Source organism: Gordonia soli NBRC 108243, assembly GCF_000334455.1.
Taxonomy (GTDB): domain Bacteria; phylum Actinomycetota; class Actinomycetes; order Mycobacteriales; family Mycobacteriaceae; genus Gordonia; species Gordonia soli.
In genome coordinates this window covers 1-19762 of the sequence record NZ_BANX01000025.1, presented here as the reverse complement: position 1 = coordinate 19762, position 19762 = coordinate 1, and the positions used below count along the sequence as shown (strand labels likewise).

The window sequence follows — 19762 nt, the reverse complement described above, 5'->3', positions numbered from 1 at the left end:
TCTGGCGGCGCTCAGTCATCGCACCGGTTGCGTACAGCTGGTCGGGGCATCGACCAGCGAGCAGACCTCGGCGGGTCGTGTGGGTCGGTACCCGCCCGGCACCCCGTTGCCGCGGATCAACGAACGGTACGCGGCGACGGCATCCGTCGGGCGCCGCGTCAACGATCGATCCGATCCGATATCCACCGTATAGAGCCCGAATCGTGTTGTGTAGCTGCCCCACTCGTAGTTGTCGGTGAGACTCCAGTAGTTGTACCCGATCACGTCGAGACCGTCGGCCCGTGCCCGCTGCAGCCAGTACACCTCGTCCCGCAGATGGTCGGCGCGGCGGTAGTGGTCCGGACGGGCGGCACCGTCGCGCGTGGGCATGCCCGCCTCCACCACGTACAGCGGCTTCCCGGGATGTCGGCGACCGAAATAGCGCAGCGCGTAGTACAACCCGTCAGCAGCGACCGGCGCCGCCCACGGCTCGTCCGTTGCCACCCGCCAGGTCTGCGACCGTGCCGGCGAGACCGAGTAGTAGTAATCGATGCCGACGAAGTCCAGCTTGTCCCGCACCCGATCGAGAAATCCGGTGTCCAGCACCGACTCCGCGGCCGGAATGTAGGCGGCATTCGAGGTGACCATGGCGTTCGGCTGCCGACGGTGGATGTGATCGTAGATCGCCCGGTGTACCGCCACCAAACCGTCGAGCATGGCCGGCACCCGCGCCGGGGCGATACCGCCCATCCGCAGCTCCTGCATCACATAGGCGGTCGGTTCGTTGATGGTGACCCACAGCGGGTCGCGATCGGCGAAGTGGTCGACCACGCGACGAGCGTTGCGCAGCCACCATCCCGGCGTACGCGCGTCGGCCCAGCCGCCGCGGTCGGCAACCCAGCCCGGGTAGACCCAGTGGTCGATCGTGATCATCGGCCGCATCCCCTGGGCGCGGATCTCGTCGACCACCGCGTCGTAGTACCGCATCGCGGTCGGATCGACCACACCCGGTCGAGGCTCCAGCCGGGCCCACTCCACACCCACCCGGTAGACCCGAGTACCCAGCCGGGCCGCGAGTCGGATGTCGTCGGCGTAGCGGTGCCGGAAGTCGACCGAGGTGCCGATCGGCTCATGGGTTCGGCCCGCACGGATGTATCGCGTCCAATTGCTGTCCGGGGACGAGCCTTCGGATTGGAAGCCCGACGAGGCGACGCCCCACGAGAAGTCGGCCGGCAACGGGGCGGGTGATGGGGCGGGCGCGGTCCGTGCCTGCGGGACCACCGGGCCACCCACCAGCACTGCAACTGCGCTCGCAATCGTCGCGACGACCGCGACAAGACGTCGCCTCGAACCCGTCCATAGCACCCGATTCAGTGACACGCGCCACATGATCGCAGATCGGGATCGCCCTCACCTCGGGTTCTCACCGGTACGACGTGCACGAGCCTTCCGGTGACCCCTTAGGCTTGTCCGCGTGTCCGGACGTCGTGTGGTGTGGTGCGTGCTGTCGGTGGTGGTCTCGATCCTGGCGAGTGGGCTCGTCTGGGCGACAGGAACGCCGTCGGCGTCCGCCGAACCGTTGACCCCGGTCCCCCAGGCGGCGTGCACCGGCGTCGACGGTTTCGCCGCCGGAACCACGTCGGTCCATCGCACCGAGGTCAACGGCGTCGAGCGCACCTATCGGGTACACGTGCCCGCCGACTTCACCGGCCGTAGTCGCTACCCGCTGATCCTCGCCTACCACGGCCGCGCGGAGAAGAGCACGACCTTCGAGCGCTACACCCGACTGTCGGCGCTGCCGGCGATCGTGGTCTTCCCGGCCGGGCTCCCCGGCACCGACGGTCAGATCGCTTGGCAGGGTGCGCCGTACTCGTCGCCACAAGCCGACGACATCGCCTTCACGCGGACCATCCTGCGTGAGGTCCGCACCATGACCTGCGTCGACCGCACACGCACCTTCGCGGTGGGCCGATCCAACGGCGGCGGGTTCGTGGGCCTGCTCGCTTGCCAGATGACCTCCGACTTCGCGGCCTACGCCGCGATCAGCGGAGCCTTCTACGCGGGCCACGGCGCCGGATGCGCGACCTCACCGCCGGTGTCGGTGCTGGAGTTCCACGGCACGGCCGATCCGATCATCAAGTACAAGGGCGGCGTGCGCTTCGGCGGCCGCTATGCGGCCGTGCAGGGGTGGTTGGACGGATGGATCCGCAAGGCCGGATGCGTGCGTACCCCCATCTCCACCCGCATCACCGCCGACGTCGATCGCCTGGACTGGCCGGTGTGCGGCGCTGCCGGGCATCAGGTCACCCACTATCGGATCAACGGCGGCGGACACCGGTGGCCCGGGTCCACCGGCAACCCGGGCGCCGGTAAGCGCAGCGACACGATCTCAGCGTCCTCGCTGGTCTGGCAGTTCTTCTCCGCCCACCCCAAGGCCTGAGCGGCACGGCCTGCGCGCCCGCCGCGCCACGGCACGGTCGGGGCAACGGTTAGCCTGGGAGCATGAGCACCGATCTCCCGACCGTGGAGCTGAGCTCCGGAACCGTCATCCCGCAACTGGGACTGGGTGTCTGGCAGGCCGAAGACGCCGAGACCGAGCATGCCGTCCGGTATGCCATCGCCGAGGCGGGTTATCGACACATCGACACCGCCGCCGCGTACGGCAACGAGGCCGCGGTCGGACGGGCGATCGCGACGTCGGGTGTCCCCCGCGACGAGGTCTTCGTGACCACCAAACTGTGGAACGCCGACCACGGTCGCGATCGTGCGCTCGCTGCTGTCGACGCCAGTCTGGACCGGTTGGGACTCGATCACGTCGATCTCTACCTGATCCACTGGCCGCTGCAGGACGAGCGGCGGTTGATCGAGACGTGGCAGACCCTGATCGAGATCCGCGATACCGGCAAGGCGCGCGCCATCGGTGTCTCGAACTTCGAGCCGCACCATCTCTCACTGGTGATCGACAATTCCGACGTGGTGCCCGCGGTGAATCAGGTGGAACTCCATCCGCGCCACGCGCAGCGCGGGTTGCGAGCCTTCTGCGCCGACCGGGGCATCGCGGTCGAATCGTGGAGTCCCTTGGGCGGCAGCGGTTCCGGTTGGGGCGCCGACTCGCGACCCAACACACTGCTCGACGAGCCGGTACTCGCCCGGATCGCCGAACGACACGGCGTCACACCGGCTCAGGTGATCATCCGCTGGCATCTGCAGTCCGGCCTGATCGTGATCCCGAAGTCGGTCCACGACGAGCGCATCGCCGCGAACATCGACGTCCTCGACCTCGAGCTGACATCTGACGATCTCGCCGAGATCGCCGCCCTGGACACCGGTGAGCGCACCGGAGCCCACCCCGACGATCTCTCCCTCGGCGCACCGGAGGACTGAGACGGTCGGGATGGGCGGTGGATCGTCGATGCTCGACGGCCCGTCTTCGGAAGCGGACCAGCGGTCAGGGGTCTCGGATCAGCGACGCGACGCGGACGAGACCGCCCGCACGCCGACCCCGATGCCGACCACCGCGACCAGGAACGCGGCGAGGACACCGGCGCCGATCGTGGCCCCGTCGAACTCGCCTGCGAACAACGTCCGTTCGGCGTCGACCACGTAGGCGAGTGGGTTGACGTCCACCAGGACACGCATCCAGGTCGGTGCTCCGTCGAGTGGCAGCATCGTCCCGGACAGGATGAGCATCGGGAACATCATCGTCTGCTGGACTGTCCAGAACACCCAATCCTGCTCCTTGCACGCCAGCGCGAGAGTGTACGAGAACGCACCGAGTCCGATGCCGAAGACACCCAGCAGCACGATGCCGATCGCGGCACCCAACAGGTTGAGGCCGAATCCGAGCGGCAGGCCGATCAGGACGATGACGACGGCCTGTGCGGCGAGGGGCACCATCTCCTTGAGGGCGCGGCCGATCAGCAACGCACTGCGACTCAGCGGCGTCACCAACATCCGTTCGTGACTGCCCTGCTGCATCTCGGCGAGCAGGTTCGACCCCGTCATCGACGTCCCGAAGATGGCGATCATCGCCAGGACCCCGGGGATGAACCAGTTCCAGACGTTGCCGCCCTCGGTGGCCCCGGGGACCCCGTCGAGCAGCGGACCGAAGAGGGCCAGCAGGATCAGCGGCTGCACCAGGCTGAAGATGACGGTGAAAGGATCGCGCACCGTCGGGCGCAGTTCTCGGACCATCACCAATGTGCTGTCGGACGCGATGGCGCGCAGTCGGTTCGGCGGTCGTCCGATCCGATCGCGATGGGTGGTGATCGGCTGGTCGACGATCGTTGCGGTCATGATGAGGCTCCTCGGAGATGGTTCGGGTGTGATCGGTCGGTCATGCTGTGCTTTTCGCGCTCGCTCCGGGTTCCGCGGTCAGGCCGCGGGCGCCGAGCCGGTGGCGGTTGCCGTTCCCGACTCCCGCAGCGAGCGGCCGGTGAGCGCGAGGAAGACGTCGTCGAGGGTCGGACGCATGAGCTCGGCCGCGCGGACGTCCACGCCGGCGTCGGCTGCGCTGCGGAGGACGACCGGCAGTAGCGCGTCTCCGCCCGACGCGCGCAGGGTCACGACATCTCCGTCGACGGCGCCGACGGTCACCCCGCCGAAGCGGGCGGCGATCTCCCCGACCGCCGTCGCTGCCTCGGGATCGGTTGTGCGGAGGATGATCTGGTCACCTGCGAGAGTGTCCTTGAGGTGGCGAGCGGTGTCGTCGGCGATCACCGTGCCGGAGTCGATGACCACCACCCGTTCGGCCATCGCGTCCGCCTCGTCGAGGTAGTGCGTGGTCAGCACGATGGTCGCGCCGGTGCGATCCCGGACGCGCCCGATGTGATCCCACAGATTGGCGCGCGACTGCGGATCCATTCCGGTGGTCGGCTCGTCGAGAAAGATGATCGACGGCCCATGGACGATGCCGAGCGCGATGTCGAGGCGCCTGCGCTGGCCACCCGACAGCGTGCCCACCTTGCGGTCGACGAGAGCCTGCAGATCGAGCGCGTCGATCAGTTCGTCGGCGCGGGACACCGCTTCCGCCTTGGATAGTCGGTAGCACCGCCCCTGGGTGATCAGTTCTTCCCGAACCCGCTGGTTGTGGCCGGCGCCGTTGCCCTGGCCGACGTACCCGATCACCGACCGGACCCGCTCGGGATCGTCGGCGATGGACCAGCCGCCGAGGTGCGCGCTGCCACTGGTCGGACGCAACAGTGTGGTGAGCATCCGCAGCGTGGTCGACTTGCCCGCACCGTTGGGGCCGAGGAGGGCGACGAGTTCGCCGCTCGCGACGGCGAGGTCCACTCCCTTCACCGCCTCAACGGTGTTCTTGCCCTGGCGGAACGTCTTGGTGAGTGCCGACACCTCGATGGCGGGCACTCCGTCCGTCGCCCCTCGGCGCCGCCCCCGATCCTCGCTTCCGGTGCTGCCGTTACCAGTGCCTACGTTGCCGGTGTTCTCGTCACCGGGGCGGGTCGAGAGGTCGCGTGTCGTGGTGATCATGAGCGGGCCGTCCTTTCGTCGTTGGGTCTCGCTGTGGAGTCGGTGAGAACGACGCTAGAAACGATTGCGGACAGATATGGTCCGCAAGGTGCGGCACGATGGTTCTCATGTTGGAGACATCGGCACGACTGCTGCAGTTGCTCACGTTGCTGCAGACCCGACGCGAATGGTCGGGCAACGACCTGGCCGCCCGGTTGCAGATCACCACACGGACGGTGCGACGCGACGTCGACAAGCTGCGTGAACTCGGCTACCCGGTGGATGCGACCGTCGGCGTCGGTGGCGGCTACCGGCTCGGCGCCGGCGCCGAGATGCCACCGCTGCTGCTCGATGACCAGGAGGTCGTGGCAGTCGCGTTGGGCCTCAACGCGATCACCACCGGGTCGGTCACCGACATGGCGGAGGCGTCGGCGGGTGCGCTCACCAAACTGCGTCAGGTGATGCCGTCGCGCTTGCGTCATCGACTCGACGCGTTGTCGATGGACGCGGTCCCGCGCGACTACGGGACGAGTGTGTCGGCGGAGACGTTGACCGACATCGCGACCGCGTGCCACCGACTCGAACGCCTGCGTTTCGACTATCGGCGCCGTGACGGCACCGAGAGTCGCCGCGAGATCGAACCGTATCGCCTGGTCCGCAGCGGGCAGCGCTGGTATGTCGTGGGATGGGACCTGGCTCGCGACGACTGGCGCTCGTTCCGGGTGGACCGGATGGAGCCGAAGACACCGACCGGACCTCGTTTCGTGCCGCGCGAGTTGCCCGAGGGCGGCGCGGCGGGCTACCTGGAGCGCAGCCTGGGTGCCGTCTACCGTGCCGCAACCGCCCGGGTCCGTATCCACGCACCGCTGGCAACGGTCGCGCCGATGGTCCACGAGGACTGGGGCACCGTCGAGGCCGGCGACGAGACCACGTGCGAACTGCGGCTGTTCAGCACCTCGCTGACTTCGATCGCTCGCTGGCTGCGCGCGTTCGACGCCGATTTCACCATCCTGGAGCCCGTTCGACTCCGGGACGAATGTCGTGAGGTGGCCGAGTACCACCTGCGAATGGCCGAGCGGTACCGGCACGCGGCATCTCCGACCGCTGCCGAGTGACGCCGTCCCGTGGACGAACACAGCATCGGCGACGATCGGATGACGATCACCACATGCGCCGCTGACCTGCTCGCATCCACCGGAGATCGTGTGCGGGCGCGCGAGTCCGGCGATGTCTCCCTATGGTGGAGCGCATGCGCCTGCTCGTCACCGGAGCCACCGGATACGTCGGCTCCCGCCTGGTCTGCACGTTGCTCGGCCGCGGACACGAAGTGGTGGTCACCTCCCGCAACGCCGACTCGTTGCGGCGCTTCAGTTGGCACGACCGCGTCACGCCCGTCGCGATGGACGCCCACGACGCCGATTCCGTCGCTGCGGCCCTGCGTACGGCCGGCGATGTCGACGCGCTCTACTACCTCCTACACGGCATCGGCGAGGCCGACTTCCGCGATGCCGACCGAGCCGCGGCGCGAACCGTGGCCGAGGCTTCCCGCGACGCGGGTGTCGGACGGATCATCTATCTCGGTGGCTTCGTCCCGGATGGCGGCGAGAACGGACTGTCGACGCATCTGGCGAGCCGCGCCGAGGTCGGCGATGCGCTGAGTGTTCCCGACGGTCCGGACGTCGTGTGGCTGCGCGCCGCGGTCGTGCTGGGCGCCGGTTCGACCTCGTTCGAGATCATCCGCTACCTCTCCGACCGCCTGCCGGTGATCCCGCTGCCGTCCTGGATCGACAACCCGATGGACCCGATCTCGATCCGGGACGTCCTCTATTACCTCGCCGAGGTCGCCGACCCGGTGGTCACCGCCGGCGCGTACGACATCGCCGGACCCGACCGCGGCAAGTACCGGACGATGATCGAGGAATACCTGCGCGCCATCCCCCACCCACGATTGCGGGTGTGGGCACCGCCGGTGCCCACCCGGCTGGCCGGGGCCGTGGGCGGAGCCGTCATCCCGGTGCCGTTCGCGCTGACCGCCGATCTGGTGACGTCGTTGGACCATCCGATGAACGCGAGCGAGAACCGCATCCGATCGATCGTCCCCGACCCGCCGGGCGGGCTGCTGCCGATCCGGGTCGCCGTGCGCGCCGCGGTGCACAGTCGCTATCCGCGCCCGGTCTGCGAGCTCGCCGACGTCCATCACCTGGCCGAGACCGACCCCGACTGGGCCGGCGGCGATTGGGTTCGCCTCCGCCGCGGGGTGCGCAACGGCGTGCGCGGCGTGATCGACACGGCCACCGCCCCCATCCGGCTGGCGAGTTCGCTCGCCTCCTGGCCCTGATCCGTTCGATTCCCCGACACCCGAATCCGGAGGAACCGATAGTCCATGACCCCTGAGCCCAGCACCACCACCACCGAACCCGTCGCGTCGACCGGCCTGGTCCGCAGCATCGTATCGGCAGTCTTCACCGAGGCGCCCGGCGACATCGACTCTCCCGCGGCGCTACGCCGTAGACGGATCGTGGCGACCGTGTTCCTGGTCGCCGGTGCCGTCACACTGGGGTTCTCGTTGTCGGTGGATCCGGGTGACACCGCGTTCTACCCACTGACCATCGGACTGGCGCTCATCTGGGTGATCGGCGCGTTGGCATCGGGACATGTCTCGATGGGTCGCTTCGGCATCCGGCGTCGGGTCAGCGGTGACATCGCCCCCGCGGGCCGCGTGGCGGAGTATCGGACGACGAGCGGCGCGGTGGCACTGGGCACCGTCGTCGGCGCGGCGGTCGGCGGGGCATTCCTGGTGGGCGCGTTGATCACCCGTGAGATCCCGACGCTGAGCCGGCTCGTCGTCCAGGTACTCGACTTCGCCGACTACGGCAGCATCGTGGTCGTCACGCTGATCACCCTGGGCAACGGGGTGGCCGAGGAGTTGTTCTTCCGCGGAGCCGTCTACTCGGCCGCACACGGATACCGACCGCTGCTCACCTCGACGGTGCTCTACGTCATCGCCACCCTCGCGAGCGGCAACCCGATGCTGGGATTCGCCGCGGTGATCCTCGGTATCGTCTGCGCGATCCTGCGTCGGGCGACCGGTGGTGTGCTCGCCCCGATCTGCACCCACGTGGTCTGGGCGGCGATCGTCCTCTTCGCCCTGCCGCCGATCTTCGGCTGACCCGCCGTTCCTCGCGCGCTCTTGTAGCTCTGACACGCGGATTCCGCACTGTTCGCGCTACGGATTCGGGGCGGGATGTGATGGTGCGCGCAAAGGGATTCGAACCCCTGACCGCTGGTGTGTAAGACCAGAGCTCTACCGCTGAGCTATACGCGCCGGCGTGCCGGGGATGTGCTGCGAGAGATCACGGCGCCCGACGCCAAGAACTGAATGTAACGGAAACGGCGTCCCGTCCAAAACGACGACACCGCACCCTGCTCTCACGGGAGTGCGAGCAGAGCCTTCTCCCACAGCGCGTGCTCGCGTGACTCCCCCGGCCCGACCATGTCAGAGAACAGGATCGTGCCGTCACGGTCGACCAAGAAGGTACCGCGGTTGGCGTAGCCGTTGCGGTCGTTGAAGACGCCGTACGAGCGAGCGACCTCGCCGTGCGGCCAGAAGTCGGCGAGCACCGGGAAGAGGAACCCCTGCGCCGACGACCAGACCTTGTGCGTGGGCGGCGGGCCGACCGATACCGCGACCGTCTGCAGGTCGTCGGAGGCGAACTGGGGCAAGTGGTCTCGGATGTAGCCGAGTTCGCCCTCACACGTGCCGGTGAACGCCAGCGGGAAGAAGACCACGAGAGCCCGCCGCGTCGTCAGGATGTCACGCAGCGAGACCAGTTGATTGTTCTGATCGCGCAGTGCGAAGTCCGGGGCGCTGCTGCCGACCGGGAGTGGGGCGATGGGGACGTTCGGGTCGGCTCCGTCGGTCATGCGCGTTTGCCGGGTCGGGCCTTCGGCTGCACGAGCCGTGAACCCGACCAGTTCCCGAGACTGACCACGGTGGTCTGTGTCAGACCGGCCGTCGGAGCGGCCTCCGCGATCTCGCTCGGGTCCACATGACCGGTCGTGCCGGTCTTGGGCGAGATGACCCAGACGAAACCGTCGTCCGCCAACGGCGCTATCGCGTCCATCAGCGCATCGACGAGATCGCCGTCGTCGTCACGCCACCAGAGGAGCACGACATCGATGACGTCGTCCGCGTCCTCGTCGAGCATGTCTGCGCCGATCGCGTCCTCGATGTCGGCGCGCAGATCGTCGTCGGCGTCCTCATCCCATCCGAGTTCCTGTACCACCAGGCCCGAGGTGAACCCGAGCTTCTGGGCAGCACTGCCCCCGGTGTTGTCCGACTCCGTGGCGGCAACCACCGCGTACGACCTCCTTGCAGATGCGACTCGACTGTCAGCTTAGGGAACAGCCTAGAGCGTCCCAACGCAAGCCGAACAGCCGTGTTCGGTCGAGATCGTCACCGAAACCTGTCCGACGGGGCGGTGGCCCCACCGTCCCCACCGCTCGGGTCGCCGGATGCGGTGCCGCGCCGTACACACCGGCCGCAGGTCAGGGCGGCGGAACTGCGCCGCTCGACGGTGCCGTGCCCTGATCGCTCGGCGTCGCGGGCGGCAGCGGCCGATACTTCCCACACACTGCCAACACCGCGTTCTTCTCGCGTGTCCACCGGTCCGAGATCGGGTTGAGTCCTCCGAGTTCGCGTTTGCCGATCAGCGCGCCCAACTCACCGGTGGTGTTCAGGAACGTACGGGCCGGGTCTCCGACATCGGTCGGTGTCCGGTCGCCGAGGGCGCCGCGGATCTGATCGGCTCCGGCGATCAGACCGGCGCGGGCCTTCTCGTCGGAATCGCCGATCCGGTCGTAGGACTGTGTGGCGTTCAACTGTCGGATGAAGGTGTTGTATCCCTGCACCATCACGACGATCGCCGACGTGCTCGTCGAGCACACGTCGGTCCCCGCCTTCTGTACGGCTTCGGCACGCGAGGCCGTCACCTCGGCTCGGTAGGCCGCCACCTGCCCGGACGCAGCCGTTCCGGACCCGTCGACACTCGAGCAACCACCGACGATCACTGCCCCCGCGACCAGCGCCAGCGCGACACCGCCACGCCGGGACACGGCGCCGCGGCCCCCCACCGGCGCGGTGTCGCGGGCGAGTGCGCAATCCCCCAACTGCATCGTCGCCCTCCCTTACGCGCGAGTCAGTTCCACCAGCAACCTAGCGCAGGTGACGCTCAGACCAGAACTGTGTCGGGCACCGCAGTCCCACCCGATGCCCACAGAGGTCACATGGGGCACGATGAAGGTGGACCAAGACGCCCTATCCACCATCGGGAGCGGCTCGGCCACGCACATCGCATCCCGGGACACCACCGTGACACCGGACGATCGAGGGAGTAGGCAACACAGTGACCGAACAGGCAGTGACGGGACGGACAGGTACCGGGCAGGAAGCGACAGGGAGTCGACCCGACCCCGCTGCGCAAACGTCCGAGGGCGCGAACGGCTCCGGCCCCACGCGCTCCGACGACCAGTCCGGCAATCGCGTGCGGGTGATCCGCGAGGGTGTCGCCTCGTATCTGCCCGACATCGACCCCGACGAGACCAGCGAGTGGCTGCAGTCCTTCGACGGGTTGCTCGATGCGGCCGGTCCCGCCCGTGCGCGCTACCTCGTGCTCCGACTGCTCGAGCGTGCCGGCGAGAAGCGTGTGTCGATCCCCGCGCTCACCTCGACCGACTACGTCAACACCATCCCCACCGAGGGCGAACCGTGGTTCCCCGGTGACGAGGACGTCGAGCGTCGCTTCCGTGCCTTCATCCGATGGAATGCCGCGATCATGGTGCACCGCGCCCAGCGACCGGGTGTCGGTGTGGGCGGGCACATCTCCACCTACGCTTCGTCGGCCGCGCTGTACGAGGTCGGCTTCAACCACTTCTTCCGCGGCCAGGACCACTCCGGCGGCGGCGACCAGATCTTCATCCAGGGCCACGCCTCACCGGGCATCTACGCGCGCGCCTACCTCGAGGGCCGCATCGACGAAGCGCGTATGGACGGTTTCCGCCAGGAGCACAGCCACGCGGGCGAGGGCGGCGGTCTGCCGTCGTACCCGCATCCCCGCCTGCTCCCCGACTTCTGGCAGTTCCCGACGGTCTCGATGGGCCTGGGGCCGATGAACGCCATCTACCAGGCGAGGTTCAACCACTACCTGCACGACCGCGGCATCACCGACACCTCCGACCAGCACGTGTGGGCGTTCCTCGGCGACGGTGAGATGGACGAGCCGGAGTCCCGCGGCCTGGCACACGTCGCCGCGACCGAGGGCCTCGACAACCTGACCTTCGTCATCAACTGCAATCTGCAGCGTCTCGACGGCCCGGTGCGCGGCAACGGCAAGATCATCCAGGAGCTGGAGTCGTTCTTCCGCGGCGCGGGCTGGAACGTGATCAAGGTCGTCTGGGGCCGCGAGTGGGATGCACTCCTGCACGCCGATCGCGACGGCGCGTTGGTCAACCTGATGAACACCACCCCCGACGGCGACTTCCAGACCTACAAGGCCAACGACGGCGCCTTCGTCCGCGAACACTTCTTCGGTCGCGACCCGCGCACCAAGGAACTGGTCAAGAACCTCACCGACGACCAGATCTGGAACTTGAAGCGCGGCGGACACGACTACCGCAAGATCCATGCGGCGTACTCTGCGGCGTTGGCGCACAAGGGCCAGCCGACGGTCATCCTGGCCCACACCATCAAGGGCTACACGCTGGGCAAGCACTTCGAGGGCCGCAATGCGACCCATCAGATGAAGAAGCTGACCCTCGACGACCTGAAGGACTTCCGCGACACCCAGCGGATCCCCATCACGGACGAGCAGTTGGAGAAGGACCCGTACCTGCCGCCGTACTACCACCCGGGAGCCGACGCGCCCGAGATCCAGTACATGCTGGATCGCCGAAAGGCGCTCGGCGGCTTCGTCCCCGAACGTCGGCGCGGCACCAAGGTCCTGCGCCCGGATGTCTCCAAGGCACTCAAGACCGCAGGCAAGGGGTCGGGCAAGCAGCAGGTCGCGACCACCATGGCGCTGGTCCGCATCTTCAAGGACCTGTTGCGCGACAAAGAGATCGGCCACCGCATCGTGCCGATCATCCCCGACGAGGCACGTACGTTCGGTATGGACTCGTGGTTCCCGACACTCAAGATCTACAACCGCAACGGCCAGCTCTACACATCGGTGGACGCCGAGTTGATGCTCGCCTACAAGGAGAGCACCGCGGGGCAGATCCTGCACGAGGGCATCAACGAGGCGGGCTCGGCCGGTTCCTTCGCCGCGGTCGGTACCTCCTACTCGACCCACGACGAGCCGATGATCCCGCTCTACATCTTCTACTCGATGTTCGGGTTCCAGCGGACCGGCGACAGTTTCTGGGCGGCCGCGGATCAGATGGCGCGCGGCTTCTTGGTCGGCGCGACCGCAGGCCGCACCACACTCACCGGTGAAGGGCTCCAGCACGCCGACGGTCACTCGCTGCTGCTGGCCGCCACCAACCCGGCGGTGGCTGCGTATGACCCGGCCTTCGCTTACGAACTCGGCCACATCATCACCGACGGACTCGAGCGCATGTACGGCGAGAAGCAGGAGAACATCCTGTACTACCTCACCGTCTACAACGAGCCGATCGTGCAGCCGCCGGCGCCCGACGACCTCGACGTCGCCGGCATCCTCAAGGGCATATATCGGTTCGCCGATGCCCCCGCGGGCAAGAGTCATCCGGCCAGCATCTTGGTCTCCGGCGTCACGATGAACGACGCACTCGTCGCACAGGAACTCCTGGCCGACGAATGGGATGTCGGCGCAAACGTGTACTCGGTGACGTCGTGGAGCGAGCTCGCCCGCGACGGCGCGCAAGCGGATCGGACGGCTCTGCGCGAACCGTCGTCGACGCCCGCGCGGGCGTACCTGACGGAGGTGCTCGCCGAGGTGCCGGGACCGTTCGTCGCGGCCAGCGACTTCATGCGCGGCGTACAGGAGCAGATCCGGGCCTACGTGCCGGGCACCTACCGCACGCTCGGCACCGACGGTTTCGGCTTCTCCGACACCCGCACCGCGGCTCGACGCTTCTTCAACGTCGATGCGCAGTCCATCGCGGTCGCGGTGCTCGTCGCACTGGCCGACGACGGCCACATCGATCATTCGGTTGCGGCACAGGCCGCCGAGAAGTACCAGATCACCGATGTCGCCGCGGCGCCGGAGGACACCAGCGACCCGGGCGTGGCCTGAACCCATACGCCTGAACCACCCGCCTGACCCCACCCGCAGGCCCCGCTTGCTGAGGTCCACTTGCTGAGGTCCGGCTGCTGATCCGGCTAATAGACGACACACCGCCACCCGACGCCCTCCTGCTCGGGTGGCGGTTGTCGGTCGGGCGGACGGTCGGGTGCCCCCGCGCCGTCCGCGCACCTCGGCAGTGCCCTGGTGGCTAGATTGGATGGGTGTCCGACGCCCGGTTCAACCAGCCGCCACCGCCCTCCGATGTGTTCGGTGAGCGGGGCGCCCATGTGCCGGCGCCCGCCACGGTCCACGACGCACTGCCGGACACCCTCTTACGCCGGGTGAAGCAGTACAGCGGCCGGCTCGCCACCGAGGCCGTGCACTCGATGCAGGACCAACTCCCCTACTTCGGCGATCTCGACGCCGCGCAGCGAGCCAGTGTGCAACTGGTCGTGCAGACCGCGGTGGTCAACTTCGTCGAGTGGATCCAGGACCCCGAGGGCAACGTGAAGTTCACGGTCCAGGCCTTCCAGGTGGTTCCGCAAGACCTGGCACGTCGGATCACACTGCTGCAGACCGTCGAGATGGTCCGCGTCGCGATGGAGTTCTTCGAGAAGTGGCTGCCGCTCCTCGCCCGCAACGACGCCCAGCTGCGTGCGCTGACCGAGTCGGTGCTCCGCTACGGCCGTGAGATCGGGTTCGCGGCCGCCTCCATCTACGCCTCCGCCGCCGAATCCCGCGGCGCGTGGGACTCCCGACTCGAGGCGCTGGTCGTCGATGCGGTGGTCCGTGGCGACACCGGCCCGCAGTTGCTGTCGCGCGCCGCCGCACTCAACTGGGACTCCGACGCCCCGGCGACCGTGATCGTCGGGACGCCACCGCCCGAGCAGAACGTCTCGGTGCCGCTGGCGATCCACAACACGGCCCGCTCCTACGATCGGTCCGCACTCTCGGTGGTGCAGGGCAGCTTCCTGGTCGCGATCATCAGCGGTGAGATCCGCACCACCGACCGCTTCCTCACCGAGTTGCTCGACCACTTCGCCGAGGGGCCGGTGGTCATCGGACCGACCACCCCCAACCTGGGCAGCGCGCACAGCAGCGCCACCGAGGCGATGGCCGGGGTGGCCGCGGTGGTCGGCTGGCCGAGCGCACCCCGGCCCGTCCACAGTCTCGAACTGCTGCCCGAGCGTGCTCTCAACGGTGACTCGTCGGCGGTGACCGCGCTGACCGAGTCACTCGTCCGGCCGTTGCTCAAGGGGGGCGCCACCCTCAGCGGCACTCTGGAGACGTATCTCGATTCGGGCGGATCGGTCGAATCGTGCGCGCGCGAACTGTTCATCCATCCAAATACGGTGAGGTACAGACTGAAGAAAGTGTCAGATATCACGGGTCGGGATCCCACGAACCCGCGCGACGCATACGTCCTACGGGTCGCCGCGACAGTGGGTCGATTGACACACTTCGCCAACGAAACGCCCTCACAAGGCACTTGAGCATCTTGCGTAACATCAATGATCTCTATTTCTGCTGTTGAACGCGCCGCGGACACGTTTCGGTAACGAATCTCGGAGTGATAAAGGGATCAGCACGGGAAGCGACACGTTTGTGGGAACCCCACAAAACTCTGCGGCAAGGTCTATGGGCAGCAACACCCACACGAGAGGCCCTCAGGGTGTTCCCTGGTCACGTGCTTTCGTTGCTTGCGCCCGGACAGGGCTCACAGACTCCGGGGATGTTGATCCCCTGGTTGGAATTGGCCGGTGCGCGTGATCAGCTCGCCACCTGGTCGAAGCTGACCGGGCTCGATCTCGAGCGTCTGGGAACCACTGCGACCGCCGAGGAGATCACCGACACCGCGGTGACCCAGCCACTCGTGGTCGCGTCCGCACTGCTCGCCTTCGACGAACTGTCCAAACGCGGTGAGCTGCCGGCCGACACCATCGTCGCGGGACATTCCGTCGGCGAACTCGCGGCGGCCGCCATCACCGGCGTGCTCAGTTCCGACGAAGCCGTCTCACTCGCGGCGATCCGCGGTGCCGAGATGGCGAAGGCGTGCGCACTCGAGCCGACCATCATGGCCGCGGTCCTCGGTGGCGACGAAGCCACCGTGTTGGCGCGTCTCGACGAACTCGACCTGATCCCCGCGAATCGCAACGCCGTCGGTCAGATCGTCGCCGCGGGTGCGGTCGACAAGATCGACGAGCTGATCGCCGACCCGCCGCAGAAGGCCCGCATCCGCAAGCTCGCGGTCGCCGGGGCCTTCCACACGCGGTTCATGGCACCGGCGCAGGAGGCCGTCGCCAAGGCCGCCGATCGGATCACGCCGAACGACCCGAACCGGACACTGTTGTCCAACTCCGATGGGCAGCCTGTAACGAACGGTGCCGAAGCCCTGACAAAACTAGTGGGTCAGGTGACCCGTCCGGTGCGTTGGGATCTGTGCTCGGCCTACCTGCGCGAGCACGGGACGGACTCGGTGGTCGAACTGCCACCGGCCGGCACATTGGTCGGCATCGCGAAGCGCGAGCTGAAGGGAACGCCCGGACGGGCGCTCAAGACGCCTGAGGACCTCGACGCCCTCACCGAACTTGGATAGCGGTCACGGGCCCATCCGGCCCTGACCCCCGGAAAACCGGAACCCCCGGTTGTCCAAGCACGCGTGGGCTCAGCGTCCACGGTGCTCCGGAACGACACAACGCAGAGCAAGCGAAGAAGGGAGCCACACAGTGGCCGCCACCCAGGAAGAACTCATTGCCGGCATCGCCGAGATCATCGAGGAAGTCACCGGCATCGAGCCGTCCGAGGTGACTCTGGAGAAGTCGTTCGTCGACGACTTGGACATCGACTCGCTGTCGATGGTCGAGATCGCCGTGCAGACCGAGGACAAGTACGGCGTGAAGATCCCGGACGAGGATCTGGCCGGACTGCGTACCGTCGGTGACGCTGTCGGCTACATCCAGAAGCTCGAGTCCGAGAACCCCGAGGCCGCCGCCGCGATCCAGGCGAAGGTCGACGCCGACAAGGCGGATTCGTGACCGATTCCCTCCGCGAGTACTCCACGCTGGGGGGAAATTTCCCCAACGTGGTGGTCACCTCCATGGTGGCCACCACGTCCCTGGGCGAGGATCTCGACACCACGTGGAAGAACCTGGTTGCCGGTGAGTCCGGCATCCGGGAACTGACCGATCCGTGGGTGTCCGAATACGATCTCCCCGTCCGCATCGGCGGCCGGTTGGTCAAGGACCCCACCGACGAGGTCACCCGCGTGGAAGCCCGACGGATGGCATACGTCGAGCGCATGGCTCACGTCATGAGCAAGCGGCTGTGGTCGCAGGCCGGTGAACCCGAGGTCGACCCCGAGCGGTTGGCCGTCGTCATGGGTACCGGTCAGGGCGGCGCAGACGCGATGGTCGACGCCGTGCAGGCCATGGAGTCCACCGGCAACTACCGCAAGGTGTCGCCGTTGGCCGTGCCGATGTCGATGCCCAACGGGCCGGCCGCGGTCATCGGTCTGAACGTCGGCGCCAAGGCAGGCGTCATCACCCCGGTCTCGGCGTGCTCGTCGGGCTCGGAGGCCATCGCCCACGCATGGCGGCACATCGTCATGGGTGACGCGGACATGGTCGTCTGTGGTGGCGTCGAGGGTCACATCGACGCGGTGCCCATCGCGAGTTTCGCGATGATGCGTGCGATGAGCACCCGCAACGACGATCCGGCTGCAGCTTCTCGTCCGTTCGACTCCGATCGTGACGGCTTCGTTTTCGGCGAGGCCGCCGCGCTGATGATCATCGAGCGCGAAGAGCATGCGAAGGCTCGCGGGGCACACATCCACGCCCGGTTGCTGGGTGCGGGTATCACCTCCGACGGCTACCACCTGGTGGCCCCGGATCCCGCGGGAACCGGAGCTGCCCGGGCCATGACCCGGGCACTGCAGTCGGCGGGTCTGCAGAAGTCCGACATCGCCCACGTCAACGCACACGCGACGTCGACCTCGGTCGGCGACACCGCGGAGGCGACGGCGATCAATTCCGCGGTCGGGCAGCACGCGGCCGTCTACGCACCGAAGTCCGCTCTCGGACACTCCATCGGTGCGGTCGGTGCACTCGAATCGGTCATCACGGTGAAGAGCATCGAGGACGGGGTCATCCCGCCCACGCTCAACCTGGAGAACCAGGACCCGGAGTGTGACGTCGATGTCGTCCATGGCGAGGCTCGCTACGGACAGCTCGACTACGCCTTGAACAACTCGTTCGGATTCGGTGGGCACAACGTGGCGCTCGCCTTCGGTCGCTACTGAGCAACATCAACCACCGGGACGCAGGAGACTAGCGATGACTACTTTGGCCCCCATCACCGGCCGTGAGGAAGCAGCAGATCCGCGGGATCCGCTGCTGCGACTCACCAATTTCTTCGACGAAGGAACGGTGTCGCTCCTGCACCCCCGAGACAAATCGGGTGTGCAGGCCGCGGTCGGCCTGGTCAACGGAGTCCGAACTGTGTCCTACTGCACCGATGGCACCGTGATGGGCGGTGCCATGGGTGTGGTGGGTTGTGCTCACATCGTGAACGCGATCGACACCGCCATCACCGAGCAGGCGCCGGTCGTCGGCATCTGGCATTCGGGCGGCGCGCGCCTGGCCGAGGGTGTCGAGGCCCTGCATGCGGTGGGTGGCGTGTTCGAGGCGATGGTCCGAGCTTCCGGATACATCCCGCAGATCTCGGTCGTCGTCGGCTTCGCGGCCGGCGGCGCCGCCTACGGTCCCGCGCTCACCGATGTCGTCATCATGGCGCCGGCCGGCCGGGTGTTCGTCACCGGTCCCGACGTCGTGAAGAGCGTGACCGGTGAGTCGGTCGACATGGAGTCGCTCGGTGGCCCGCTGACGCACGGCAGGAAGTCGGGCGTCAGCCACATCACCGCCGACTCCGAGCCCGACGCCCTGTGGCGTGCACGCCGACTCGTCTCGACGTTCAACCAGCAGGGCCATTTCAACCGCGAGCAGGCCGAGGCGGGCGACACCGACCTCAAGGCCCTGCTCCCCGAGTCCAACCGACGGGCCTACGACGTCCATCCGGTGATCGAGAACCTCCTCGACCGCCAATTCGCGGCCGACGGCGAGACCGAGATCTCCACCTTCGAGGAGATCCAGGCGAAGTGGGCTCCGAACATCGTGGTCGGCTTCGGTCGACTCTCCGGACGCAGCGTCGGCGTCATCGCCAACAATCCGCTGCGGATGGGCGGCTGCCTCAACTCCGAGAGTGCTGAGAAGGCCTCACGATTCGTCCGCCTGTGTGACGCCTTCGGCGTACCGCTGATCGTCCTCACCGACGTCCCGGGTTACCTGCCCGGTGTGGGTCAGGAGTGGAACGGTGTCGTCCGACGCGGCGCGAAACTGCTGCACGCCTTCGCCGAGTGCTCGGTCCCGCGCGTCACGCTGGTGACGCGCAAGATCTACGGCGGCGCCTACATCGCGATGAACTCGCGTGCGCTCGGCGCGACCGCCGTGTTCGCGTGGCCGGGTTCCGAGGTCGCCGTGATGGGTGCCAAGGCCGCGGTCGGCATCCTGCACAAGAAGGCACTGGCCGCCGCGCCCGACGACGAGCGCGAGGCGCTGCACGAGCGTCTTGCCGTGGAGCACGAGGCCATCGCAGGCGGCGTGGGACGCGCGCAGTCCATCGGGGTGGTCGACGAGATCATCGATCCCGCAAAGACGCGCAGCATCATCGCCGAGGCACTCGCGAAGGCGCCGGCACGGCGCGGCCGCCACAAGAACATCCCGCTGTGATCGACTGATCACAGCAGACCAGGGAACAGCCCCGGTGATCGTCGATCACCGGGGCTGTTTCGTATCCGGAACCACACGGGGCCGAAGACGTTCCGTGCAGAGACTCCTTCTACTCGGGAGCTCTCTCGCGAGAGCTCACCTGAGCGAGTCGATTCCGAGCCAGCGCGCCGACGGCCTAGCAGAAACGCACCGAACACCGGAGTCCCGCTTCGGTGTCGCCCGCACGGGGACAGAGGAGCGCTCAGCCGACCCGCTGTTGCAGCCAGG

Annotated in this window: 17 protein-coding genes and 1 tRNA gene; 11 read left to right on the top strand and 7 right to left on the bottom strand. The window is 67.6% G+C overall.

Features of this window, described 5'->3' with window-relative positions; translation table 11 throughout:
* Positions 1 to 15: 15 nt before the first annotated feature.
* On the bottom strand, positions 16 to 1353 hold the full coding sequence (locus tag GS4_RS16365) for a family 1 glycosylhydrolase (RefSeq protein ID WP_245555723.1): 1338 nt from the start codon (positions 1351 to 1353) through the stop codon (positions 16 to 18).
* Between the two features lie 100 nt (positions 1354 to 1453).
* Between GS4_RS16365 and GS4_RS16360 the strand changes: the two genes are divergently transcribed.
* Complete coding sequence (locus GS4_RS16360; RefSeq protein ID WP_245555714.1) at positions 1454 to 2419, top strand: CE1 family esterase; 966 nt, start codon at positions 1454 to 1456, stop codon at positions 2417 to 2419.
* 62 nt (positions 2420 to 2481) lie between these two features.
* A complete protein-coding gene (locus GS4_RS16355) occupies positions 2482 to 3363 on the top strand; it encodes an aldo/keto reductase (protein ID WP_007622524.1) in 882 nt (293 codons plus the stop codon).
* A 78-nt stretch (positions 3364 to 3441) separates the two neighbouring features.
* Here the strand turns inward: GS4_RS16355 and GS4_RS16350 are convergent, their stop codons facing one another.
* Both GS4_RS16350 and GS4_RS16345 read right to left on the bottom strand, forming a co-directional pair.
* Positions 3442 to 4173, bottom strand: coding sequence for an ABC transporter permease (locus tag GS4_RS16350; protein ID WP_439644626.1), 732 nt, complete (start codon positions 4171 to 4173; stop codon positions 3442 to 3444).
* A 180-nt stretch (positions 4174 to 4353) separates the two neighbouring features.
* Positions 4354 to 5346, bottom strand: coding sequence for an ATP-binding cassette domain-containing protein (locus tag GS4_RS16345; RefSeq protein WP_007622522.1), 993 nt, complete (start codon positions 5344 to 5346; stop codon positions 4354 to 4356).
* A 230-nt stretch (positions 5347 to 5576) separates the two neighbouring features.
* Between GS4_RS16345 and GS4_RS16340 the strand changes: the two genes are divergently transcribed.
* From GS4_RS16340 to GS4_RS16330, 3 genes are all read left to right on the top strand, one after another.
* Positions 5577 to 6563 (top strand): helix-turn-helix transcriptional regulator, encoded by a 987-nt coding sequence (locus tag GS4_RS16340; RefSeq protein ID WP_040510845.1) that lies wholly within the window; start codon positions 5577 to 5579, stop codon positions 6561 to 6563.
* Between the two features lie 134 nt (positions 6564 to 6697).
* Complete coding sequence (locus GS4_RS16335; RefSeq protein ID WP_040510843.1) at positions 6698 to 7786, top strand: NAD(P)H-binding protein; 1089 nt, start codon at positions 6698 to 6700, stop codon at positions 7784 to 7786.
* A 45-nt stretch (positions 7787 to 7831) separates the two neighbouring features.
* A complete protein-coding gene (locus GS4_RS16330; RefSeq protein WP_007622519.1) occupies positions 7832 to 8617 on the top strand; it encodes a CPBP family intramembrane glutamic endopeptidase in 786 nt (261 codons plus the stop codon).
* 81 nt (positions 8618 to 8698) lie between these two features.
* Here the strand turns inward: GS4_RS16330 and GS4_RS16325 are convergent.
* From GS4_RS16325 to GS4_RS16310, 4 genes are all read right to left on the bottom strand, one after another.
* A tRNA-Val gene (locus GS4_RS16325) sits at positions 8699 to 8773 on the bottom strand.
* 104 nt (positions 8774 to 8877) lie between these two features.
* Positions 8878 to 9372 carry a redoxin domain-containing protein gene (locus GS4_RS16320; RefSeq protein WP_007622517.1) on the bottom strand — a complete coding sequence of 165 codons (495 nt, stop codon included), beginning with the start codon at positions 9370 to 9372 and terminating at the stop codon, positions 8878 to 8880.
* On the bottom strand, positions 9369 to 9806 hold the full coding sequence (locus GS4_RS16315; RefSeq protein WP_007622516.1) for a DUF3052 domain-containing protein: 438 nt from the start codon (positions 9804 to 9806) through the stop codon (positions 9369 to 9371). Before GS4_RS16315 ends, GS4_RS16320 begins: the two co-directional genes overlap by 4 nt.
* Positions 9807 to 9996: 190 nt before the next feature.
* Positions 9997 to 10623, bottom strand: a complete 627-nt coding sequence (locus tag GS4_RS16310; protein WP_007622513.1) for an Rv2240c family protein — start codon at positions 10621 to 10623, stop codon at positions 9997 to 9999.
* Between the two features lie 368 nt (positions 10624 to 10991).
* Here GS4_RS16310 and aceE point away from each other — a divergent pair, with 368 nt between their 5' ends.
* The 6 genes from aceE (at position 10992) to GS4_RS16280 (ending at position 19495) form a co-directional block, all read left to right on the top strand.
* Complete coding sequence (gene aceE / locus GS4_RS16305) at positions 10992 to 13721, top strand: pyruvate dehydrogenase (acetyl-transferring), homodimeric type (protein WP_245555721.1); 2730 nt, start codon at positions 10992 to 10994, stop codon at positions 13719 to 13721.
* A 212-nt stretch (positions 13722 to 13933) separates the two neighbouring features.
* The gene (locus tag GS4_RS16300; protein ID WP_007622511.1) at positions 13934 to 15205 is read left to right on the top strand and encodes a PucR family transcriptional regulator; all 1272 of its coding nucleotides are present in this window, start codon (positions 13934 to 13936) and stop codon (positions 15203 to 15205) included.
* Positions 15206 to 15399: 194 nt separating this feature from the next.
* Positions 15400 to 16308, top strand: coding sequence for an ACP S-malonyltransferase (locus tag GS4_RS16295; protein ID WP_040510820.1), 909 nt, complete (start codon positions 15400 to 15402; stop codon positions 16306 to 16308).
* A 130-nt stretch (positions 16309 to 16438) separates the two neighbouring features.
* Positions 16439 to 16747: a meromycolate extension acyl carrier protein AcpM gene (acpM, locus tag GS4_RS16290; RefSeq protein ID WP_007622508.1), complete on the top strand. Its 309-nt coding sequence runs from the start codon at positions 16439 to 16441 to the stop codon at positions 16745 to 16747.
* Positions 16744 to 18009 (top strand): KasA/KasB family beta-ketoacyl-ACP synthase, encoded by a 1266-nt coding sequence (locus tag GS4_RS16285; RefSeq protein WP_007622506.1) that lies wholly within the window; start codon positions 16744 to 16746, stop codon positions 18007 to 18009. The genes acpM and GS4_RS16285 overlap by 4 nt, the downstream gene beginning before the upstream one ends.
* 34 nt (positions 18010 to 18043) lie before the next feature.
* Positions 18044 to 19495, top strand: coding sequence for an acyl-CoA carboxylase subunit beta (locus tag GS4_RS16280; protein ID WP_007622504.1), 1452 nt, complete (start codon positions 18044 to 18046; stop codon positions 19493 to 19495).
* Positions 19496 to 19762 lie beyond the last annotated feature (267 nt).

Bases quoted from the DNA above. Each gene is read 5' to 3' on its own strand.
- GS4_RS16355 (WP_007622524.1), top strand. From the start codon at position 2,482: ATGAGCACCGATCTCCCGACCGTGGAGCTGAGCTCCGGAACCGTCATC.
- GS4_RS16350 (WP_439644626.1), bottom strand. From the start codon at position 4,173: ATGGTCCGAGAACTGCGCCCGACGGTGCGCGATCCTTTCACCGTCATC.
- GS4_RS16340 (WP_040510845.1), top strand. From the start codon at position 5,577: ATGTTGGAGACATCGGCACGACTGCTGCAGTTGCTCACGTTGCTGCAG.
- GS4_RS16335 (WP_040510843.1), top strand. From the start codon at position 6,698: ATGCGCCTGCTCGTCACCGGAGCCACCGGATACGTCGGCTCCCGCCTG.
- GS4_RS16330 (WP_007622519.1), top strand. From the start codon at position 7,832: ATGACCCCTGAGCCCAGCACCACCACCACCGAACCCGTCGCGTCGACC.
- GS4_RS16320 (WP_007622517.1), bottom strand. From the start codon at position 9,372: ATGACCGACGGAGCCGACCCGAACGTCCCCATCGCCCCACTCCCGGTC.
- GS4_RS16310 (WP_007622513.1), bottom strand. From the start codon at position 10,623: ATGCAGTTGGGGGATTGCGCACTCGCCCGCGACACCGCGCCGGTGGGG.
- GS4_RS16280 (WP_007622504.1), top strand. From the start codon at position 18,044: ATGACTACTTTGGCCCCCATCACCGGCCGTGAGGAAGCAGCAGATCCG.